Source organism: Nitrobacter sp. CN101 (genome assembly GCF_055390255.1).
This window is the reverse complement of the sequence record NZ_AP038833.1, coordinates 2,709,691-2,729,622: the sequence shown is the minus strand read 5'-3', so window position 1 is coordinate 2,729,622 and position 19,932 is coordinate 2,709,691. Positions and strand designations below refer to the sequence as shown.

The window sequence follows — 19,932 nt, the reverse complement described above, 5'->3', positions numbered from 1 at the left end:
AATTTCTGATTATGCAATGCGCGAGACAGGTGCTGACATCCGTTATCGCGAAGGCTATATGGTGCCGGCCCGGCTCGTCCGGGCTTTTGGCGTTTGATTGGAATTGATGGATGACAGGATCGACACGATCAAGCCGTGGCCTGGATGACCGCCGAAAACGGCTGCTGTATCGCTGCTGGCATCGCGGGATGCGCGAGATGGACTTGATTCTTGGACGATTCGTTGATGAGGAGATTGGTTCGTTGACGGACGCGGAGTTAAACGATCTCGAAAGCTTGATCGAGGTTCCGGACCCGGACCTTTACGCAGCACTCAGCGACGGCGCTCCGCTGGCTTCCGAGTATCGGACCGCGCTGTTTGATCGCATAAAGTCATTTCGGCCGGGACAGGCCGCATGAAAGCGGCTCCCCGATCGCCTGCAGACTCGCTGTCACCGGGTCGTCCACTGACGCTCGCGAATGTCGCGGAAGGCGCCGAAGGGCTTGTCGTCTCTGACCTCGCGCGAGCCATCAAGGCCAAGGCGGGGCGGCAGGTCTCGGCAGTCAGCCTGGCGGTGGTCTGCCGGGATGGCCCGCGGATGCAGCAGCTGGCGCGCGGGCTGGAGTTCTTCGCGCCCGATATTTCGGTCATGCAGTTTCCGGCGTGGGATTGCCAGCCCTACGATCGAGTCTCGCCGCATGGAGGCGTACTTGCCCAGCGCCTGACAACGCTTGCGCGCTTGTCTCGTCTGACCGGCAGCGACGCGCCTCTGATCGTTCTCACGACGATCAACGCGATCCTGCAACGCGTGCCGGCGCGCGAGATCGTTGCGTCTCAGGCCCTCTCAGTCGCGCCTGGCCATGTGGTGCCGATGGATTCGATCGTCGCATGGCTTGAGCACAACGGCTACAATCGTTCCTCGACGGTTCGCGAACCCGGCGAATATGCCGTGCGCGGCGGCATTCTCGATCTGTTTCCCTCCAGTCTCGACCAGCCTGTCCGATTCGATTTCTTCGGCGACTCGCTGGAGTCGATCCGATCATTCGACCCGGAAACCCAGCGCACGCTGTTCGACGTACGCTCGCTCGATCTCGTCCCGATCTCCGAATTCCAGTTTGTCACCGAAACCATCCGGCGTTTCCGAATGGGATACGTCGCGGCTTTTGGTGCACCGGAACGCGATGACCTGTTGTATGAGGCTGTCAGCGAAGGGCGGCGATATCCGGGCATGGAGCACTGGCTGCCGCTGTTTCATGAACGCATGGATACGCTGTTCGATTATCTTGACGGCGCGGCCATCGCCATCGAGCCGCAGGGCGAAGACGCCGCGGGCGAGCGTTTCAAGCAGATCACCGATTACTTTGAAGCGCGCCGCGAGGCCCTTGAGCACGCCGGCGGCGGCGCGCCCTATAAGCCGCTTTCGCCCGACCGTCTCTACCTTATGCCAGATGAATGGACGAAACGGATCAATGAAGCGGCGCTGGCGCGACTGACGCCGTTCGCGATGCCTGACGAAGCTCTCAATGTCATCGATGCGGGCGCACGGCAGGGGCGGGATTTCGCGCCAGAACGGGCGGACGCTGCCCTCAACGTGTTCGAGTCCGTCGTGTCCCATGTGCAGGCCTTGCAGGCCACGCGGAAGAAAGTCATCGTTTCGTTGTGGAGCGAGGGTTCGCGCGACCGCATGGCGAGCATGCTCAGGGATCACAAGCTGCTCAACCTGACGAGCATCAATGTCTGGCGCACGGTTCAGGCAACGCCACGCAATGAGGTCATGCTGGCCGTCGTCGGAATAGAATCGGGATTTGAGACCGAATCTGTCGCGGTCATCAGCGAACAGGATATCCTTGGCGATCGCTTGGTGCGGCCGCGCAAGGCCAGCCGCAAACTCGATAATTTCATCTCGGAAGTCACCAGCCTTGCGGCGGGCGATCTCGTTGTTCACGTCGAGCACGGTATCGGGCGTTTTGTCGGCCTTCAGACGCTGGAAGTCGGCGGCGCGCCGCACGATTGTCTGGAACTGCGTTACGCCAACGAGACCAAACTATTCCTGCCGGTCGAGAATATTGAACTGCTATCGCGCTACGGCTCCGATCACGCCAATGTCGAACTTGATCGGCTCGGCGGCGGTGGGTGGCAGGCCCGCAAGGCCAAGCTGAAAAGCCGCATTCGTGAGATCGCAGGTGAATTGATCAGAATCGCCGCGGAGCGGCATTTGCGTGATGCGCCGAAGCTGCCGGTGCAGTCCGGTCTCTACGATGAATTCTGTGCGCGCTTCCCCTATGATGAAACCGAGGATCAGCTCGGCGCCATCCAGGCGTCGCTGGAGGATCTCGAGAGGGGCAAGCCAATGGATCGGCTGGTGTGCGGTGACGTTGGCTTCGGCAAAACCGAAGTGGCCTTGCGTGCGGCCTTTGCTGTCGCGCTGGATGGTAAGCAGGTCGCGATCGTCGTGCCGACAACGCTGCTTGCACGTCAACATGCGAAAACCTTCACCGAGCGGTTTCGCGGTTTCCCGGTCAATGTCGCGCAGGCATCGAGACTGGTGTCTCCGAAGGAGTTGACGAACGTCAAGAAGGGGATTGCCGACGGCTCGGTGGATATCGTCGTCGGCACACATGCCTTACTTAGCAAATCCATCAAGTTCAGAGACCTGGGACTTCTGGTGGTCGACGAGGAGCAACATTTCGGCGTCAGCCACAAGGAGCGGCTGAAGCAACTGCGGGCGCACGTCCACGTTCTGACGCTAAGCGCGACTCCGATCCCGCGCACGCTGCAACTGGCCCTTACCGGCGTGCGCGACCTCTCGATCATCGCTTCGCCGCCGGTCGATCGTCTCGCGGTCCGCACCTTCGTGGCGCCCCACGATCCCTTGATGATCCGCGAGGCTCTGCTGCGCGAACGCTATCGCGGCGGCCAGGCCTTCTATGTCGTACCGCGCGTGAGCGACCTGGCCGAGGTCAAGGAATTCCTCGAAAAGCACGTGCCGGAAATGAAGGTTGCTGTCGCTCACGGTCAGATGCCACCGACAGTGATCGAGGATATCATATCGGCTTTCTACGACGGCAAGTACGATGTCCTGCTCTCGACAACCATCGTGGAGTCCGGGCTCGACATCCCGACCGCCAACACTCTCATCGTGCATCGCGCCGACATGTTCGGGCTGGCGCAGCTTTATCAGTTGCGCGGCCGGGTCGGCCGCTCGAAGCTGCGCGCCTATGCGCTGTTCACGCTGCCGTCGAAGCATAAGATCACGGCGCAGGCCGAGCGCAGGCTCAAGGTTTTGCAGTCGCTTGAAACCCTGGGGGCCGGATTCCAGCTTGCGTCGCACGATCTCGACATTCGCGGCGCCGGCAATCTGCTCGGCGAGGAACAGTCAGGCCACATCAAGGAGGTCGGATTCGAGCTCTATCAATCGATGCTGGAGGAGGCGATCGAGAATCTCAAGACCGGCGTGACGGAGCTTGCAGATGATCGCTGGTCCCCGCAGATTACCATCGGGATGCCGGTGTTGATCCCGGAAGACTACGTTGCTGATCTGGCAGTTCGGTTATCGTTGTATCGTCGGCTTGCCGACCTCGACACCGATGATGAAATCGATAACTTTGCCGCGGAGCTGCGCGACCGCTTTGGCCAATTGCCGGACGAAGTCCGTTACCTGTTCAAGGTCGCAGCGATCAAAGCCTATTGCCGCCGCGCCAATGTCGAGAAGGTCGATGCGGGACCGAAAGGCGCGGTGATTTCTTTCCGGGACAACAAGTTCGCACAACCCGATCGGCTGGTTTATTTCATCCGTCAGCATGGACAGGCGGCAAAGGTTCGCCCCGACATGAAAGTCGTGTTCTTCCAGAACTGGGAAACTCCGGAGGAGCGCCTGATGGGTACCACCGAAATCATGCGCCAGCTCGCCAATCTCGCGGAAGATCGCAAGGCGGCGTAACGGCTATCATGACGCGGCACGCGCCTTCTCATTCAAGCGGCTGAGAAGCGACGCTACGGAGTCATCGGATCTTGATGCCGTCAGGGCGACCTGGGGATCGATTCGCATTGCTCGTTTAACACTGTGGGTCGTATGCTTCATCACGCTCGAAAGCCGTCGCGCGATCATCTGGGCGTTGCGCAAATCGGCGTCGGCGAAGACCACAACGATCGAGCCGTCGGTTTCGAGCGTACCGAAATCCATTCGCCGCATGAGCCGGCTCAGAATACGAGCTGCATCGAATAGTGAGCGTTCATGCTTCTGGCCAAGCGAGAAGCGGGCAACAGAGATGTTTGCCCCGCTGGATCTGGTCTGATGGATTGCCGAGTTTAGTTCACGGTGGAAAGCATCCAGGGTCAGAAGGCCGGTTCGTGGGTCCAGGAGACCACCCGCATCCATGGACCTTAGCGTACGACGGAGACGGGCTTCGAAAGCTTGCTGTCGAACCAGCGGCAGAAATGTGCTTACGACGTGATAGGGCTCGCCTGACATCACTTCGAGATTTGGAAGATCATAGTTCGCCAACGAGCCGCCGGACGTAACCGCGATCGGCAAATTACGAAAGCGCGAGTCTTCAGCCAGTACAGTCAAGAGCGCGTCAACCACACGCTGAGAGAACCCTTCGCTGATAATGATTCCGTCCAGATCGCGCGCGTTGAGGTGCTTCGCCGCTACCTCGATGCTGAGCGCCCCGACGACGCCGAGCCGTTCGCCAAAAGCAACCGATAGCGTGGGATAAGCGGCGCCGCGCCCAATCAGGAGAACGGTCGCATCCCCGATCGGGTTCGAATCCGGCAGGCGCGGGACCGCCGGATTACTCGCAAGCCGCCGAAGTACGGTCTTGTGAAGCGTTCGCACGCGTAGCGCCGCATTGAGACGCCTGTCAAACCGATCGATCCCTCCGTTCAGGAGCGAGAACGGAAGCGCGTTGTCCGGACAGGGCATTTCGGGATCGGCGACGATCAGGGGAACGTAAGGCTGCATTGCAGCAAGCTGATCAGCAAGGCGATCCAATCCCCCGTTCGCGCCTTCGGTCGTGGGGACAAAGACGGCTGCAGGTTGAAGGAGTTCGATGCCCTCGGAAGCTTCCGACCAATCGATGTCGATGACGGGAAAGATGCTTTGGCATGATGGGATGACTAGGGACGCTCGTCGCTCGCCGTGTGAGATAACGATGAGCGGGCCTTGCTGGGACATCTTTCACGAACCCGGATACGTACCAAGGCTCACGATCCTAGTTTGTTGCCCTTAATGCAGCGTCAATGAATGGTGCCGGATTCGATCAGTCGGCCACCCGACGATCGCGAAACGCTTCCACCATCAACGGGTTCAACCCCAGTTCCGTGAGCGCCTCGCGAGCGCGAGTATTGTCGCTGGCTCGCCCGGCGAGGCGATGGCCGCTCAGACGGTCGGGAAGCGCGGTCAGCATGGCGTTCGGTCCGAGCCGTCGTGCCCACTCCTGGAGATCAGGTGCAAGAAACCTGTAGCCACCTACGGCCATGACACCAGCGGGCGGGGCCGTGATGGCGATGGCGCCTGTGGCGCGATCGATCCGTGCGGCATAACCTGTATCCACGAAGTCCGGTTGGGACAGCGAGCCGAGGGTATCGGACGGCCGTTCCGACGGGGCGTAAGCCGCGATCGGAACCATCGGTCCCCGTAGCCCCAGCGTTCCGTTCGGAGTCAAAACGATTTCGCCGGCCGTCGATGATATGGGAACCTGAGGCGGCGCCCGGTAAGGACCGGGCATGATTGGGGCAGGGGAGCCATCCTCCGCCCGGCGAGCCGCGAAAAGACCCACCTCGCCGAACAGGTAGACGTCCGTCATCTGACACCCGTTGTCGGGCCAGAGAGCGCTCGATGCCACCTGTTCCGGAACTCGCCAAAGCCCCACGATATGACGCAGGCTCGGCATGGATGACAGAACGCCGGCTTCCGCCATCCGCAATGCCAGCGGAGCCGGCGCGACCAGCGTGTCGCAACGTTCGGTCTCGATCTGCTGCGCAAGAACATCCTCGTCGAAGGGATGATGCAGCGCCAGCGTGCCGCCGCTGAGCAGCCACATCACGAACGATGAAGTCAGTCCGGCAAACGACGACGGTGCGAGAGCCGAGAGAATTGTTGCGCTCTGGGGCAATTCACTCTCGAGAAACACGGCAAGCCCGGCGGCGATCAGGTTTACATGGGTTCGTGGCACCGCGAGAAAGCCTGAGCCCGAGGCCTCGAACGTCACCAGCGCGGCGCGGCGCGAATCCTGGACCGCGAGCCGCGAGTTGTCGATTTTTCTATCGACGGCAATTTCCAGCGGAACCATTCCTTCCGGCAAATTGCTGCCGAATCCGCAGACATGACGGACGGAGAAGACCTCCGCAGCCGCATTCATCGCCAGATCGGCATGATCGACACCGTCGATATTGCCCATGGCGACGATCGCGCGCGCACCCGTTCGGTTGATCGCAACAGTAAGTTCAGCCTGCCGCCAAAGCTGGGGCAATAACGCGACGATCAGACCGGCGCGATAGGCGGCAAGCACTGTCAGCACCAATTCAATGGTGTTCGGCAATTGTACTGCTATGACGGAATTGGCCGGCAAACCGGCGTCGATAAAGTGGGCCGCCAACGCTGATACGGCCCGATCTGCCTGGGCAAAGGTCAGACGCCGCGGCGGTTGTCCCGTAACCCGCAACTTGTCGGGCGGATCAATCAGCGCCGGCTGATCCGGCTGCCTGGCAAGGATACGGTCGAATAGTTCATCCAGCGTGGGCGATGGATTGTTCTGGAGCACGAGGTCACTTGCCCGGCTTCGGCGGCCTTCGCCACCATGTTTCAGGGAGATATCCAGTCAACGCGGTCGCTGCTGGTCGTTCTATCCGATTCCAGCGCGCGATCCATTGTTCTCGAACGTTATAGACCGGAATTGCATAAAATCCGGACATAAGGACCCGGTCGAGCGCGCGAACCGCATCTACGAAGTCGGCCCGCTGCCGGGCCTTGAGCATGGCTGCGATCATGGCATCGATCGCCGGGTTCTTCACGCCCATGTAATTTCGGGTGCCCGGAGTGTCGGCGGCTTCGCTGCCCCAGTAGAAAGATTGTTCGTTGCCGGGCGACAGCGATTGATCCCAGCGATTCTGGATCATGTCAAAATCAAACCCGAGCCGGCGCTGATCGAACTGCACGCCATCGACTGAGCGCACGGACACGTCGATTCCGGCCCGCTTAAGATCACGCGCGTAAGTCAGCGCGATTCGCTCCTGATCGCGGGTGGTCACCAGGATTTCAAAGGCGAGGGGCACTTTGGTTGAGCGATGACGTAAAACCGTGCCGTCAAACTCATAACCCGCTTGCGACAGAAGGGCGAGGGCAGCCCGCAGGGCCTCGCGGTCCCGGCCCGAACCGTCGGTCATCGGAAGGCGGTAGCTGCCGTCGAGAATGTCAGGCTGCACGGCCGACGGAAACGGCTCCAGCAGCGACCGCTCTCCTTCGTCAGCAGCGCGCGCGTAGGCGGATAGCTCCGATCCTACAAAGAAGCCGCCAGCGCGACTGTAAAGTCCGAAAAAATAGTTTCGGTTGATCCACTCAAAATCGAATAGCAGCGTCAGCGCCTCGCGGACGCGAATATCGGAGAATATCGGCCGTCGCGTATTGAACACCAGATATTCCGAGGGCGCGGGCAGGCCGGTCTTGACGGCTTCGCGAACGAGCTGGCCATTGCCCGCAGCCGGAAAATTGTACCCTTCGTGCCAGCGCAGCGGTTCAGTCTCGACACGAAAATCATACAGACCGCGCTTGAAGGCCTCGAACTGACTATTGGCTTCTCGATAAAAATCGAACCTGATCTCATCGAAATTCCACAGGCCGCGATTGACCGGCAGGTCGCGCCCCCAGTAGTCCGGGTTGCGCGTCAGCGTAACACTGGCTCCAGGCTTGACTGAGGTCACGCGATACGGCCCAGACCCCAATGGGGGTGTCATCGAGGTCTGTTCGAAAGTAGCGGCATCAATGGCATGTTTCGGCAAAATAGGCATCAAGCCGAGGATCAGGGGCAGTTCTCGATCCACGGTTCCACCGAAATCGAAACGCACCGTCCGTTCATCGATCGCCTCTGCCGTTGCAACTTTCGAATAATACTGACGATGATTGGGGCGGCCCTTGTCCCGGAGGAGTTGCCAGGAAAAGAGCACGTCTTCGGTACGAACGGGTTGTTTGTCGTAAAAACGCGCCAGCGGGTTGAGGTGAAAGGTGGCGTAAGTTCGGGCATCGTCGGTTTCAATCCTGTCCGCCAGCAGGCCATAGAGCGTGAAAGGTTCGTCGTTGCCTCGGGCCATCAGGCTCTCGACCACGAACCCTCGAATTTGCTGGAGCGCGACGCCTTTGACGATGAAGGGATTGAGGCTATCGAAGCTACCGGGAACACTCTGAACCAGCTGACCACCCTTGGGAGCGTCCGGATTGGCATAGGGCATCTGGCTGAAATCAGGCGGCAAGACCGGTTTGCCATGCATTGCGATAGCGTAGCCGGGATTCGCCGAAACCCCTTGGTATCCGGCAGCGAGCAGCCCGACTGCGAGCGCCAGACACACTCCTGTCCGGCCGCGGTAACGCGGTATCGATCGAAAACACCGGGTCCGTTTTGATTCGAACTTACGCACAGAAAATTTTATCACAACCGCCGCGACGCGGTTTGAAGGGATGTCAAAAAACGTATGTTGCCATTGATCTTTTTATGCGCCCTAGTATTGAAGGCTGGCAATTGTCCATGATAGTGCGAACCGTCACGTAACCGCCTCATTTCACTAAGAGACAGCCGCCGAATGGTCTGCACCGACACCCGCCCTTCGGGGGCGGGTCTTAGTGGAGTGAATTCGGCATTTTCGTCAGCCGACCGCGTCGGGAACGCGAATGTCGAATTCGAAGCTCCGCCAGCAATTGGGTTGCAAGCGGTCCTTCGATTCTAAACATTCGTAAGGCTCGCTGAAACGAAATGCGAATGATAGAATCGAGACCGCTGGCGTTCAGGAAAGGGTTTTCCGCAATGAATTTTCGTCTCTTGACCGCATCCGCTTTGCCTCGCGGACGGGCCTTTGCCTTGTTCGCCGCGGTGACGCTCGTAGCCGCTCCATTTGTGTCGGACGCCTTCGCTCAGCAAGCGCCCGCCGCCTCCAAAGGTAAACCGGCGGCCGCAAAGGGAGCGCCAGCAACTCAGGCAGCGCCAGCAGCTCAGGCAGCGCCAGCAGCTCAGGCCGCGCCAGCGACTCAAGCAGCGCCAGCCGACCAGCAGGTGCAGCTGATCTATGCCCCCTGGACCAAGTTCTGCCTGAAGGGTAAGGACGAGAAGGCTAAGCAGGTGTGCTTCACCGGCAAGGATGGACGGATCGAATCCGGCCAACCTGTGATCGCAGCGGTCATCATCGAGCCCGAAGGCGAGCCGAAGAAGATTCTTCGCGTGACGCTGCCGCTCGGGATGCAGCTCGTCCACGGAACGCGGATCATTATCGACAGTAATCCGCCGCAGCAGAGCCCATACGTGATCTGCTTCACCAACGGCTGCATGTCTGATTATGAACTGACAGCGGATATGCTCGGCCACATGAAGAAGGGGCAGAACCTGATTGTGCAGGCGATCAATTCCAACGGGGCTCCGCTGACGCTGCCGCTGCCGCTCGCTGAATTCGCGAAGGCCTATGACGGCCCGCCGACCGACCCCAAGGTGTTCGAGGAGACCCAGAAGAAACTCCAGGAAGAACTGCAAAAGCGAGCCGCTGAGGCACGCGCGAAGCTCGAAGCTACTCAGCAGAGCGCCGGCGCACCTACCGCCAAGCAATAGATTTTTTCAAACACGCAAATGAAAAAGCGCTCCTCGCGGAGCGCTTTTTTTGTTGACGAGTAACTACGCCCTCAGTTCAGGGACGGGTTGCGAGGGCGATAGCCCCCGGACTTGTCCTTGACGAAAATTTCTGTGACCTGCGAATGTCGAATTGGTTCGCCAGAATCGTCTGGCAGAAGGTTCTGCTCGGACACATAAGCCACGTATTCGGAATCTGCGTTCTCGGCAAGCAGATGGTAGAACGGCTGGTCCTTGTGCGGCCGGACATTCTCCGGGATCGAGAGCCACCATTCTTCCGTGTTGTTGAAGACCGGATCGATATCGAAGATCACGCCACGAAACGAAAAAATCCGATGGCGAACGATTTGGCCGATCTGGAATTTGGCGATAAGCGCTTTCATCATCCTTGGTCGAATAGACCAGGATTGCGGCCTAAGCTAGAGGCAAAAACTGAGTGAATTGGGTTCCGCTAACTGGGACGGCCGAGGCGGCCGTTCAAGCTGAGCCAAATCCGGTTTCTCTGTATGGACGTTGCCGCCACGACGGCGAAAGACCTTCGCGCATGGCAAGGCGTCGGAGCGGACCGACCTTGCTGATCAAGTGCAGCCCGAGCGCGCGTGCAGTCTGGATCGGCAAGAAATCGCTCAGCAGCGACCGATTTGCCATGTCGATCGCGAACGTCCGGCTTAGGACGTCGCTGCGCCGCGCCGTTTCAAATCGCGCAAGAGTCTGAGATGCGCCCGGATCCTTTCCGGAAGAGAGAGCGTCGCGGACAACGTCTGCGATATCGGCGGCATCACGCAGGCCCAGGTTCAGCCCCTGCGCGCCGATCGGCGGTAGTACATGGGCGGCTTCGCCAACCAGTACAATGCGGTTGCTTGCAAAGCGCGCTGGTTGCTCGATCCCTAGCGGAAACACACTCCGCCCTTGGCCGACCTGAAGCCGTCCCAGGATCGAATGCGATTGCCGTTCGGCGGCTTCGACCAACTCGTCGTCGGTTAGCGCAGCGAGCCGTGCCGCCTCCTTCGGAGAGGCGACCCAAACGACGCTGGAGCGGTCTCCGGGCAACGGCACGAAAACGCAGGGGCCATGCGGTGTGTGAAATTCGGTGGAAATGTTCTTGTGCGGCCGGCTGTGCGCAACGTTGAACGTCAATGCGGCCTGATCGAGCGCGCGACGTGTGACGCCGATGCCCGCAGCCTTGCGGCAGAGCGACTGCCGCCCATCGGCGCCGATAGCCAGACGAGCGGTTAACGTCTCTCCCTGCCGGGTTGTGATGGTGACGACAGTATCGTCCGGCGTTACGTGCTCGGCCTCGCCGTCGATCCGCGTGAGGTTTTCCGCTTCCACGGCTCGCGCCTCCATGGCGGCCATCAGCGTGCGGTTTTCAATGTTATAGCCGAACGCATCGAGCCCGATCTCGTCGGAGGAGAAACGCACCTCCGGAGCCCGGATAAGACGGCGGGTATCGTCGACGAGCCGCATGACACGGAGCGCGGCGGCATCGGCCTCGCAGCGGGGCCATATGTCAAGCTGCCGCAAAAGATCGACGGAACCGCCGAGCAGGGCCGTCGTCCGATTATCGCCATAGCCAACGCGCCGCGCGATCAGCGCCGTCCGTGCACCGGCACGGGAGAGGGCGATCGCGGCAGCCAATCCGGCAGGCCCCCCGCCCACCACCGCGACATCAAAGATCGCAACCGGTTTCGTACTCTCATTCATGGATCAACAATCGGCATTCGCAGTGACATTTTCAAGCCCGCAGACGAGCATTGCCGTAGCCGGCAGGAGTCGTTTCCGATCGCTCGCGCGGCGGAACGCCGCAACGACCATTATACAAACCAGTCCGATTCCTGATAGCAAGATGTGCAAATGAGCCAACCAAGCCGGCAGGACCCGCCACCCGGACCCGGAACGTCGCGCGCTGCCGCGCTGTTCGTCCATGTCTTCACAGCTAGTGGGGCCGGAATTGCGCTGCTCGCCATGCTGGAAGCGGTACGAGAGCACTGGACAGCCATGTTTACTTGGCTTGGTCTCGCGCTCCTGATCGATGGCCTCGACGGGCCGATGGCGCGGCGGCTGAATGTCGAAGCAGCGCAGCCAAACTGGTCCGGAGAAACCCTGGATCTGGTTGTCGACTTCCTCACTTACGTATTCGTTCCGGCCTATGCCATTACCGCGAGCGGCCTGCTGCTTCCGCTCGCCGCACCGTTGCTGGGTGTAGGCATTGTGATCAGCAGCGCACTCTATTTTTCCGATCGCCGGATGAAGACAGAGGACAACCACTTTCGCGGCTTTCCGGCGCTCTGGAATGCCGCGGCGTTCTATCTGTTCCTGCTGCGTCCATCGCCGGCGGCATCGGCGTTCGCCATCGCTGCGCTTATCGTACTGACTTTCGTTCCCTTCAAGGTATTACATCCGGTACGGGTGAAGCGGTTTCGCGGTTTCAATCTGTCGCTGATCGCTGTATGGGCTGCGCTTGCGATGATGACCATTGCCAACGATTTCAATGTGGCAATGCCGGTCACCGCCGTGCTTTGCGCCATTGCGCTCTACATCGTCTGTGGCGATGCCGTGATCCGTCTCCTGAGGCCAGAAATTGATGATTGAACTGCTGACCAGCCCTGAAGCATGGGCTGCACTGTTGACGCTGACTGTGCTCGAGATCGTGTTGGGCATCGACAATGTCATTTTCCTGTCAGTGATCGTTTCGCGGATTCCGCCAAAGCAAGCGAAGCGCGCGCGCCAAATCGGCCTGGCGCTGGCGGTGATCTTCCGCATTGCTCTGCTGACCGTTCTGGTCTGGCTGATCGGCCTGACCGAGCCGGTGCTAACGGTGCAAGACTTCGCATTTTCCTGGCGCGACATCATCCTGATCGGCGGCGGCTTGTTCCTGATCGCCAAGGCCACGCACGAGATTCATGGAGAGGTGGAAGCGCGAGAACACGAGGAGCGCGAAGCGCCGAAACCACGCGCATTTTTTTGGGTCATCGCGCAAATTATCATCATCGATCTGGTATTTTCTCTTGACTCCATCATCACCGCAATCGGCATGGCGAAAGATCTCGAGATCATGATCGCAGCCGTCATCATCGCATGTTTCGTCATGTACCTAGCGTCGGGGCCGGTTTCCCGGTTTGTCAGCAAACACCCAACAACCAAGATGTTGGCGTTAGCGTTTCTGGTGCTGATCGGGGTCGCGCTCGTGGCCGACGGATTCCATTTCCACATCCCGCGCGCCTATATCTACTTTGCGATGGCTTTCTCTGCGGCGGTGGAAATGTTCAACGTGCTCGCGAGGCGCAATCGCGAGAAGGCGGGCGGCTGAGTTCCTGGAGGCGTTTCGCTGGTTGACAACATCAGTCCAATGTCTTTCGCTCTTGATGCAAAAGGCAGGGAGAGGGACGATGACCAGGGCGGTACGCGTTCATCAGGTCGGCGGTCCCGAGGCGCTTGTCTATGAGGCCGTGGACTTACCCGCGCCGGAACAAGGCGAGGTTCGCATCAAACAACATGCGATCGGCCTGAATTTCATCGACGTGTACTATCGCAGCGGGCTCTACAAGATGCCGGTCACGCCGTTTATCGTCGGCAATGAAGCCGCTGGCGAAGTCGTCTCCGTTGGACCGGGGGTCACCAATTTTCATCCCGGCGACCGCGTCGCTTACTATTTTGATCTTGGCGGTTATGCGACCGACCGCAACATCCCGGCGGACAAGCTGGTTAAACTGCCCGACCACATCACCTACGAGCAGGGCGCGGTGCTGATGCTTAAGGGGCTGACGGTCTGGTATCTCCTGCACAAGACCTTCAAGGTCGAGCACGGTCATCGTGTGCTGATCCATGCCGCGGCGGGCGGCATCGGGCTTCTCGCCTGCCAGTGGGCGAAGGCGCTTGGCGCGAACGTCATCGGCACCGTAGGGTCGAAGGCCAAGGCGGACCTCGCGCTGGCCAATGGCTGCGATCACGTCATCCTTTACGAGGAGGAGGATTTTGTCGCGCGCGTCAAACAGATCAGCCGCAACGAATTGTGCGACGTGGTCTACGACGGCGTCGGCAAGGCCACGTTTCCAGGCTCGCTATCCTGCTTAAGGCCGCGCGGACTATTCGTCAGTTTCGGCAACGCTTCAGGTCGAGTGCCACCGTTTGCATTGGCCGAACTTTCCAATCATGGTTCACTGTTTGCCACACGTCCGAAGCTGAACGACTATGTGGCGACGCGCAGTGAGCTTCTTGAAGGCGCCGATACGCTGTTCGCCGCCGTCATCAATGGCAAGCTGCACCTTCAGATCAATCATGCCTACGCGCTGAAGGACGCAGCGAAAGCTCAAACGGACCTGGAAAGTCGCCGGACGACAGGAGCCATAATCCTCAAGCCGTAAAAGCACATGTTGCAGTATCCGGACCACCCGCGAATGGAATTTTTCGTACAACGGGGAGGGGAGAATTTCTGTCTGGATATGCCGCGTTTTGAAGAATCGTATCGTTATTTTCCTCTACGATCTTGCCTCTGATGGGAACCGTCGTTCATTGTTAGCCCGTGTTGAGCCGGAGGGCCGAAGATGCAACAACGATCCGACCGCCTGAACGTTAGCGCCCGTAGCCTGAATGAGCGAACCGAGCGAACGATGTTACGGCTCCAGACACTTGCACTCTATGGCTCACTCGCCCTGATCGCCGCGGTGGTATTCGGCTCGCTCGCTGTCCATCCGTTCTGACGGAGCTATTATTTCATTGCCCTGAACGGCGCGACCGCGATGCCGTTATCTTTGAGCGCCTTGCGCAATGCGCGCGCGATATTGACCGCACCCGGCGTATCGCCATGAATGCAGACGGTGTCCATGCGCATCTTGATCGTCTTGCCGGTGATTGAAATGACCTCGCCGGATTGAAGCATTCTCACAACGCGGCGAGCGATCTCGTCCGCGTTGTGCAGCACCGCATCCGGCTTGCGCCGCGACACCAGCGATCCGTCGTCTTCGTAGGCACGGTCGGCGAACACTTCATGCACCATCGGCAGACCGGCAGCCTCACCGGCCGTAACGAGGCGCGAGTTCGCAAGCACCATGAAGACGAGATCGGAGTCGACCGCCTTGATCGCGGAAGCGATCGCGCGCGCGGTCGTATCGTCCTCGCAAGCCACGTTGGACAGCGCGCCATGCACCTTCACATGCGTGACCCTATGCCCGGCCATAGTGGCGATCGCCTGGAGAGCGCCGATCTGGTAAGCGACGAGATTTTCGATTTCCCTCGACGTAAGACCGGCGATCGGCCGCCGCCCGAAGCCGTGCAGATCGCGATAGCCAGGGTGTGCGCCGATGCTAACGCCGTGTGTTTTGGCGAGATCGACAGTCTTCTTCATGGTGTCCGCATCGCCGGCGTGGAAGCCGCAGGCGATGTTAACAGAGGTCGCAAGCTCGATCATTGCAGCATCGTCGCCCATCGGCCAAACACCGAAGCTCTCGCCGAGATCGCAGTTGAGGTCGATCGTCATGGTCCGTCCGATGCGAGGAGTAAGAACCCTTTATGGCTCCAAAGGCGGCCAAGTCTGCCACGTCCCGCTGTCGAATGCATTCACCGCGGTTCCGGCGATATTGGCATTTTGCAACACATCATTGATGTCCGTATTGCGCACCTTACAGACACAGTCGGGCAATGCCCGCAATAGGCGCGCCATCGCGCGCGCTTCAGCCTGTGCTTCGGCGATAGTGACCGCCTTGAATCGAAAGCTGCGGCCCATGGGAATTTGGGCGAAGCGACCGAGGTCCGCTGTAATGACGGTTGCGATTTTCGGATAGCCGCCGCTGGTGCCGCGATCCGGCATCAGGACGATCGGTTGTCCGTTGCCGGGAACCTGAATGCTGCCATTCACGGTGCCATCGGAGACGATGTTATGGCCGTAAAGATGCTTGATGATGGGACCTTCGAGGCGATAACCCATGCGATCGCTCGTCGCCGAGATTTTCCACTCGCTGCCAACAAACAGTTCTATGGCATCACCGAACTCATCATCTTGCGGACCCATTACGACGCGGATCGGGCCATCGGCTTGAGCAGGAAGTTCGATCCCGTGCTCGACCCCAGCCTTTGCCGCATCCACATCGAGCACGTCGCCGGCCTGGAACGGCCGCGGAAACGGACTGCCAAGGCCAGCGCGTGCATGAACGGCGAGGCTGCCAAACATCGGCTCACCCTTCACTCCGCCTTCGATCGCGAGATAGCTGAAGGTACCACCGCGCGCAGCAGAGAGTGTCAGGCTGTCGCCGTCACCAAGCGTGCAGGATTCGTTGAACGAAACCGGTCGTCCCGAAGCTTCAGCATCCCGCGCGGCGCCCGTGAGCGCAACGCGCACCTTGCCTTCGCGGACCACGAAGCTTGTGCTGAACGGGCCGATTTCAACCGCAGCGGCAAAGGGTAGATTGCCGACCAGACAGTTACCAGCAGCCAGTGCCAGGCGATCCGCTGCACCGCTTGGCGTCAACCCATAGCGCTGCGCGCCATAGCGGCCGCCGTCCTGAACCGAGGTCGCTGGCCCGGCCGCCGTGACAACAAGTTTGCTCACGAAGTCACCAACTGCGCGACAAACTCGCCGCGCTCGGCAGCGCGATTCTGTTCCGCGAATTGCTTGCCGTCGACCGCATAAAACGTGATGGCGTCTCCCGGTTCGAGCAGGAAAACAGGATTGCGATGGAGCTGATAGGTACGCGCAGCGGTTCGTCCCAACAGGCGCCAGCCGCTGGGTCCGGCGAGGCACTGGATACCCGTCTGAAGACCGCCAATCGAAACTGCACCCGAAGGCGTCAGCAAGCGCGGGTTCTGCAGCCGTGGCATCTGTAGCGAACGGTCGAGGCCACTAAGATAGGACCAGCCCGGCGTAAACCCGATCATGGCGACACGATAGTCGCCGGCGACATGACGCGCCACGATATCCTCAGGCGTGACATTCAACGCCTTCGCGATATCTTCCAGATCGATGCCGTTCTCGCCACCATAGACAACGGGGATACGCCAGCGCCGGGCCGGGGTGGTCGGAGGCACTGGCAATCGCGCAAGTGCCGACAGGCGCTCCCCAAGTTCTTCGAAACCGATCCGAACGGGGTCGTAGTGAACAAGCAGCGATCGATAAGTTGGCACCGTTTCCGTAACGCCGTCGATTGGCGTGTCTGAAAGCGCGCGATCGAGTGCAAGCACACGACGGTTCGTCTGCTCGTCGATGTTGCGGCCGAATTCCACCGTGATGGCGGCGTCGCCGCTTGGCAGAAGGCGAGGCGGAGACAAGGATGCGTCCATGACCGATCAATAAGTTCGCCAGCGCGGTTGGCCCGAGCGGACGCTCAGGAATGCCGGGTGAAATCTCAAGAATAGTGTATGCAAATTCAATGAATTATTGATGGCGAGCTCACAGGATGCTGTAATCGGCGAAGAGGCGCGACAGCGCTCAGAGCGCTGTAGCGTGCGCGGCAACCCAGGGAGGATCAACATGGATATCCATCAAGCAGGGTCGCGGCCGGCAAAACCTGGACCCAAGGAATACTTCTCCGGCACGGTTTCAGTTGAGCCGATCATCGCTACCGTGAACGCGCCCTCGCGTGTCCTCGCCGCGAGCGTCGCATTCGAGCCGGGCGCGCGCACTGCATGGCACACTCATCCGCTCGGCCAAACGCTGTACGTGGTTTCCGGCGTTGGGTTGGTCCAGACCGAGGGCGGGCCGATCCGCGAAATCCACCCCGGCGACACGGTATGGTTCTCACCGGGAGAAAAGCACTGGCACGGCGCCGGGCCGACTGCCGCCATGACTCATATCGCGGTGCACGAATCCCTTGACGGAAGTGCCGTCACCTGGATGGAGCATGTCACCGACGAGGAATATGCCGGCAAGGTCAGCAGCTGACGACATCAAAGCCCCGCCCATACGGCAGGGCTTAAGAGTTAAAAACAAGAAGATCGATCAAAATTCTGATCTATTGGTTCAGCGGGGTTCAGGGGTGCCCTGCGGAAGATGCCTGTCGGAATTGTATGTGCGACCTTGGGAGTTCGAAGATCTCCGGAATGTAGTCCAAGTCACTCACAATGCGTCGAGGTGGAAGCCGCTCGCCTTTTCGACGGAGCCGCATGACGTTCGGCTCAGAGAGGTCAGTTCTTCAGTCGGGCCGCCAACTATTCGCTAGCGCGCTGACCGGTTTCTCCGCAAGCCATCTCACTTCGCAGAGTTTCAAACCGCTGGCAGGCGTCACGTTCACGATCGTCGACGAACTTGATTGCGGCTTCGTGTGTCATCGGACCGCTGACAAGCGGGTAGGAGCTTTCTCCGATCGTTTCATCAACGAAATATTGGTCTTTGTCGCCGCGGCGTGTCGTCCACTTGAACCGAACTGCGACGAGGGGACCAGGGCCGTACTTTGTGTAGCTGTCAGCCTCATTGAGGTTGGAAGAGAGCTCGAGCGCATCTGGCTCCGCCGTTAGTATGTCCTCCTCCGGTTCGAAGCCGGGCTCTTCTGCCGTCTCAGCCTCAGGTGCGCCGCCGGCGCCGGCTTCGTTGGATGTCTCCGGTTTGTTGAGGTGAACCGCAATCGCCGCGAGAGCGTATTCGGTCGGGTCGTTTTCACTCACCTGGCTGTTCCCCATGTTTAGGTGGGGACGGCGGTGCGGCCCAAGTCCGCGCGTTACCGACGCATCCGTTCCCCATACAGGTCTGAGTATGGGGGCATATGGGCGGTTTTTTGTCTGTTCAGAACGCCCTCAAAACGAATTAAAAAACCTGATATATCAATATGTAAAAGAAAGTTTCACACCGCTCGCTTTAACATGACGAGCGCGATCAGCTTCACGCGCCAGAAAAGAATGACAGGCGCAGTCGCTCAATCGCCTTTCGCGATCTCTTTAGGTGCATCTTCAGGTGCCTCTTGCTCTTCCCGCATGGGGGGATGAGATCGCACGTAGCGATAGCTGACATAGAAGAGCAGGCCGCAGCCGAGGATCGCGCTAAACATCAACACGGGCATGGGTTTTACGCGCCTCCAAATAGCGAAACGAAACGATTTTTGCCGGTCGCGAAAGCGACCAACACCTCCGCGACTCCGTATCGCGAGAGATGAGGGATAATATTGGAATGCATCGTCCCCACCGGGAGATGGAGCAAGAAATAAATTTGAGACGGGCGACGTAGCCCCGAATGCTGTTGCGCGAAAGCTCAGCTGCGACCGTCGCCCGAGGTGACGGGCTATCCGCAAACGATTTGTTACCACTGCCCTTGAACCCCCGGAGCGTTGTCACCGTCAGATGAGAAGTCTCACGTCGGTCAAGGACCGGCAATCTGTCGTAAGTAGCCCCGGAGGAACGAAGATGATCAGACGTAGTCTCGTTACAGCAGCACTCTTGATTTTCGCCTCGGCCACCGCGCTGGCACAGCCCATGACCAAGCCAGACCCAGGGGCGACGATACGTTCCGAACCGCCGCCGACCTCAGCCGGACAGGCTGTCGGCAGTTGCAACAGCAAGGGAGACAAGCCCAACAGCAATTTCAGTTGCGCCCGGCTCAAGGCGGCCTGCGAGGGTGCCGGCTATAAATATTCGCCTAGCAAGCCGGACGGTTCGTCAGGCGTCTGCACCAAACCATCACAGGCCGGCCAGCAGATGGGATTTGCCGCCGACATCGGTCCGCAATCGGACGCTTTCTGTAAAGATAAGGCCCTTTGCGCCAAGCTGAAAACCGGCTGCAATGCCAATGGCGGCACCTACAAGCCGGGCACCGGGCAGTCGGGCACCTGCACCCAGAATTAAGGCCGGGGTTGTTCCGCGCTGAGTAATGACGGCCCTGTATTTGAGTAGCCTGAATTCTCAGAACGAACTCGCGACGGAGACGTCATCATCACTTATGACGACATCCTGTTTATCGGGAAAGAAAAGCCCGCCGGGCAGGCGGGCTAGTCCTAGTCGGAGTGATGATTGACGGCACCCGGCCAAGGGACCGCCCGGGCCGGATAATGCGCAAGACGGTGAGTTGTTCCGGGTGTTCGGCGGAACGACTTTCGATGGCAGTGGCTGCGCCAACGTCCAGATTGGTACAGAGCCCGGCGAGCAGGAACCAAGCTCCTGTCATTGACGGGAAGGAATTCTGCGACCAGCGGGACAGTCGCCGGGAAGGCAG

19 protein-coding genes are annotated in these 19,932 nt (G+C 59.7%); 9 read left to right on the top strand and 10 right to left on the bottom strand.

Going from position 1 to position 19,932, the window contains the following annotated elements; genetic code table 11:
- Nucleotides 1-110 precede the first annotated feature (110 nt).
- Together ACZ5IL_RS13790 and mfd are read left to right on the top strand one after the other, a co-directional pair.
- Complete coding sequence (locus ACZ5IL_RS13790; RefSeq protein WP_079446548.1) at nucleotides 111-398, top strand: FAD assembly factor SdhE; 288 nt, start codon at nucleotides 111-113, stop codon at nucleotides 396-398.
- Entirely contained in the window at nucleotides 395-3,919 is a 3,525-nt protein-coding gene (gene mfd, locus ACZ5IL_RS13785; RefSeq protein ID WP_464592259.1) for a transcription-repair coupling factor, read from the top strand. Before ACZ5IL_RS13790 ends, mfd begins: the two co-directional genes overlap by 4 nt.
- A 6-nt stretch (nucleotides 3,920-3,925) precedes the next feature.
- On the opposite strand, the gene ACZ5IL_RS13780 is transcribed toward mfd, so the two are convergent.
- From ACZ5IL_RS13780 to ACZ5IL_RS13770, 3 genes are all read right to left on the bottom strand, one after another.
- Complete coding sequence (locus ACZ5IL_RS13780) at nucleotides 3,926-5,155, bottom strand: GGDEF domain-containing protein (protein WP_464592257.1); 1,230 nt, start codon at nucleotides 5,153-5,155, stop codon at nucleotides 3,926-3,928.
- An 85-nt stretch (nucleotides 5,156-5,240) separates the two neighbouring features.
- Nucleotides 5,241-6,743, bottom strand: a complete 1,503-nt coding sequence (locus ACZ5IL_RS13775) for an AMP-binding protein (protein ID WP_464592255.1) — start codon at nucleotides 6,741-6,743, stop codon at nucleotides 5,241-5,243.
- A gap of 4 nt (nucleotides 6,744-6,747) precedes the next feature.
- Complete coding sequence (locus ACZ5IL_RS13770) at nucleotides 6,748-8,463, bottom strand: extracellular solute-binding protein (RefSeq protein ID WP_464592253.1); 1,716 nt, start codon at nucleotides 8,461-8,463, stop codon at nucleotides 6,748-6,750.
- Between the two features lie 530 nt (nucleotides 8,464-8,993).
- Here ACZ5IL_RS13770 and ACZ5IL_RS13765 point away from each other — a divergent pair.
- Entirely contained in the window at nucleotides 8,994-9,785 is a 792-nt protein-coding gene (locus ACZ5IL_RS13765; protein ID WP_464592251.1) for an invasion associated locus B family protein, read from the top strand.
- A gap of 71 nt (nucleotides 9,786-9,856) precedes the next feature.
- Here ACZ5IL_RS13765 and hspQ read toward each other — a convergent pair whose 3' ends face one another.
- Nucleotides 9,857-10,189 carry a heat shock protein HspQ gene (gene hspQ / locus ACZ5IL_RS13760; RefSeq protein WP_464592249.1) on the bottom strand — a complete coding sequence of 111 codons (333 nt, stop codon included), beginning with the start codon at nucleotides 10,187-10,189 and terminating at the stop codon, nucleotides 9,857-9,859.
- A 91-nt stretch (nucleotides 10,190-10,280) separates the two neighbouring features.
- A complete protein-coding gene (locus ACZ5IL_RS13755) occupies nucleotides 10,281-11,507 on the bottom strand; it encodes a UbiH/UbiF family hydroxylase (RefSeq protein ID WP_464592247.1) in 1,227 nt (408 codons plus the stop codon).
- Between the two features lie 150 nt (nucleotides 11,508-11,657).
- Between ACZ5IL_RS13755 and pcsA the strand changes: the two genes are divergently transcribed.
- The 4 genes from pcsA to ACZ5IL_RS13735 all read left to right on the top strand — a co-directional run bounded on the left by pcsA (nucleotide 11,658) and on the right by ACZ5IL_RS13735 (nucleotide 14,503).
- The gene (pcsA, locus tag ACZ5IL_RS13750) at nucleotides 11,658-12,395 is read left to right on the top strand and encodes a phosphatidylcholine synthase (RefSeq protein ID WP_464592245.1); all 738 of its coding nucleotides are present in this window, start codon (nucleotides 11,658-11,660) and stop codon (nucleotides 12,393-12,395) included.
- Nucleotides 12,388-13,113, top strand: a complete 726-nt coding sequence (locus ACZ5IL_RS13745) for a TerC family protein (RefSeq protein WP_464592243.1) — start codon at nucleotides 12,388-12,390, stop codon at nucleotides 13,111-13,113. Before pcsA ends, ACZ5IL_RS13745 begins: the two co-directional genes overlap by 8 nt.
- A 79-nt stretch (nucleotides 13,114-13,192) precedes the next feature.
- Nucleotides 13,193-14,167 (top strand): quinone oxidoreductase family protein, encoded by a 975-nt coding sequence (locus ACZ5IL_RS13740; RefSeq protein WP_464592241.1) that lies wholly within the window; start codon nucleotides 13,193-13,195, stop codon nucleotides 14,165-14,167.
- A 180-nt stretch (nucleotides 14,168-14,347) separates the two neighbouring features.
- Nucleotides 14,348-14,503 carry a hypothetical protein gene (locus ACZ5IL_RS13735; protein ID WP_464592239.1) on the top strand — a complete coding sequence of 52 codons (156 nt, stop codon included), beginning with the start codon at nucleotides 14,348-14,350 and terminating at the stop codon, nucleotides 14,501-14,503.
- A gap of 8 nt (nucleotides 14,504-14,511) precedes the next feature.
- Here the strand turns inward: ACZ5IL_RS13735 and ACZ5IL_RS13730 are convergent, their stop codons facing one another.
- The 3 genes from ACZ5IL_RS13730 to pxpB are packed head-to-tail and all read right to left on the bottom strand — an operon-like array spanning nucleotide 14,512 to nucleotide 17,075.
- Nucleotides 14,512-15,279, bottom strand: coding sequence for a LamB/YcsF family protein (locus ACZ5IL_RS13730; protein ID WP_464592237.1), 768 nt, complete (start codon nucleotides 15,277-15,279; stop codon nucleotides 14,512-14,514).
- 30 nt (nucleotides 15,280-15,309) lie between these two features.
- Nucleotides 15,310-16,347 carry a 5-oxoprolinase subunit C family protein gene (locus tag ACZ5IL_RS13725; protein ID WP_464592235.1) on the bottom strand — a complete coding sequence of 346 codons (1,038 nt, stop codon included), beginning with the start codon at nucleotides 16,345-16,347 and terminating at the stop codon, nucleotides 15,310-15,312.
- Nucleotides 16,344-17,075: a 5-oxoprolinase subunit PxpB gene (gene pxpB / locus ACZ5IL_RS13720; RefSeq protein ID WP_464592233.1), complete on the bottom strand. Its 732-nt coding sequence runs from the start codon at nucleotides 17,073-17,075 to the stop codon at nucleotides 16,344-16,346. The genes ACZ5IL_RS13725 and pxpB overlap by 4 nt, the downstream gene beginning before the upstream one ends.
- 190 nt (nucleotides 17,076-17,265) lie before the next feature.
- On the opposite strand from pxpB, the gene ACZ5IL_RS13715 reads away from it, so the two are divergent.
- Nucleotides 17,266-17,676, top strand: a complete 411-nt coding sequence (locus ACZ5IL_RS13715; RefSeq protein WP_309774604.1) for a (R)-mandelonitrile lyase — start codon at nucleotides 17,266-17,268, stop codon at nucleotides 17,674-17,676.
- A 266-nt stretch (nucleotides 17,677-17,942) separates the two neighbouring features.
- Here the strand turns inward: ACZ5IL_RS13715 and ACZ5IL_RS13710 are convergent, their stop codons facing one another.
- Complete coding sequence (locus ACZ5IL_RS13710) at nucleotides 17,943-18,395, bottom strand: hypothetical protein (RefSeq protein ID WP_464592231.1); 453 nt, start codon at nucleotides 18,393-18,395, stop codon at nucleotides 17,943-17,945.
- A gap of 248 nt (nucleotides 18,396-18,643) precedes the next feature.
- On the bottom strand, nucleotides 18,644-18,787 hold the full coding sequence (locus ACZ5IL_RS13705) for a hypothetical protein (protein WP_464592229.1): 144 nt from the start codon (nucleotides 18,785-18,787) through the stop codon (nucleotides 18,644-18,646).
- Nucleotides 18,788-19,127: 340 nt separating this feature from the next.
- On the opposite strand from ACZ5IL_RS13705, the gene ACZ5IL_RS13700 reads away from it, so the two are divergent.
- The gene (locus ACZ5IL_RS13700; protein WP_464592227.1) at nucleotides 19,128-19,565 is read left to right on the top strand and encodes a hypothetical protein; all 438 of its coding nucleotides are present in this window, start codon (nucleotides 19,128-19,130) and stop codon (nucleotides 19,563-19,565) included.
- Nucleotides 19,566-19,932 lie beyond the last annotated feature (367 nt).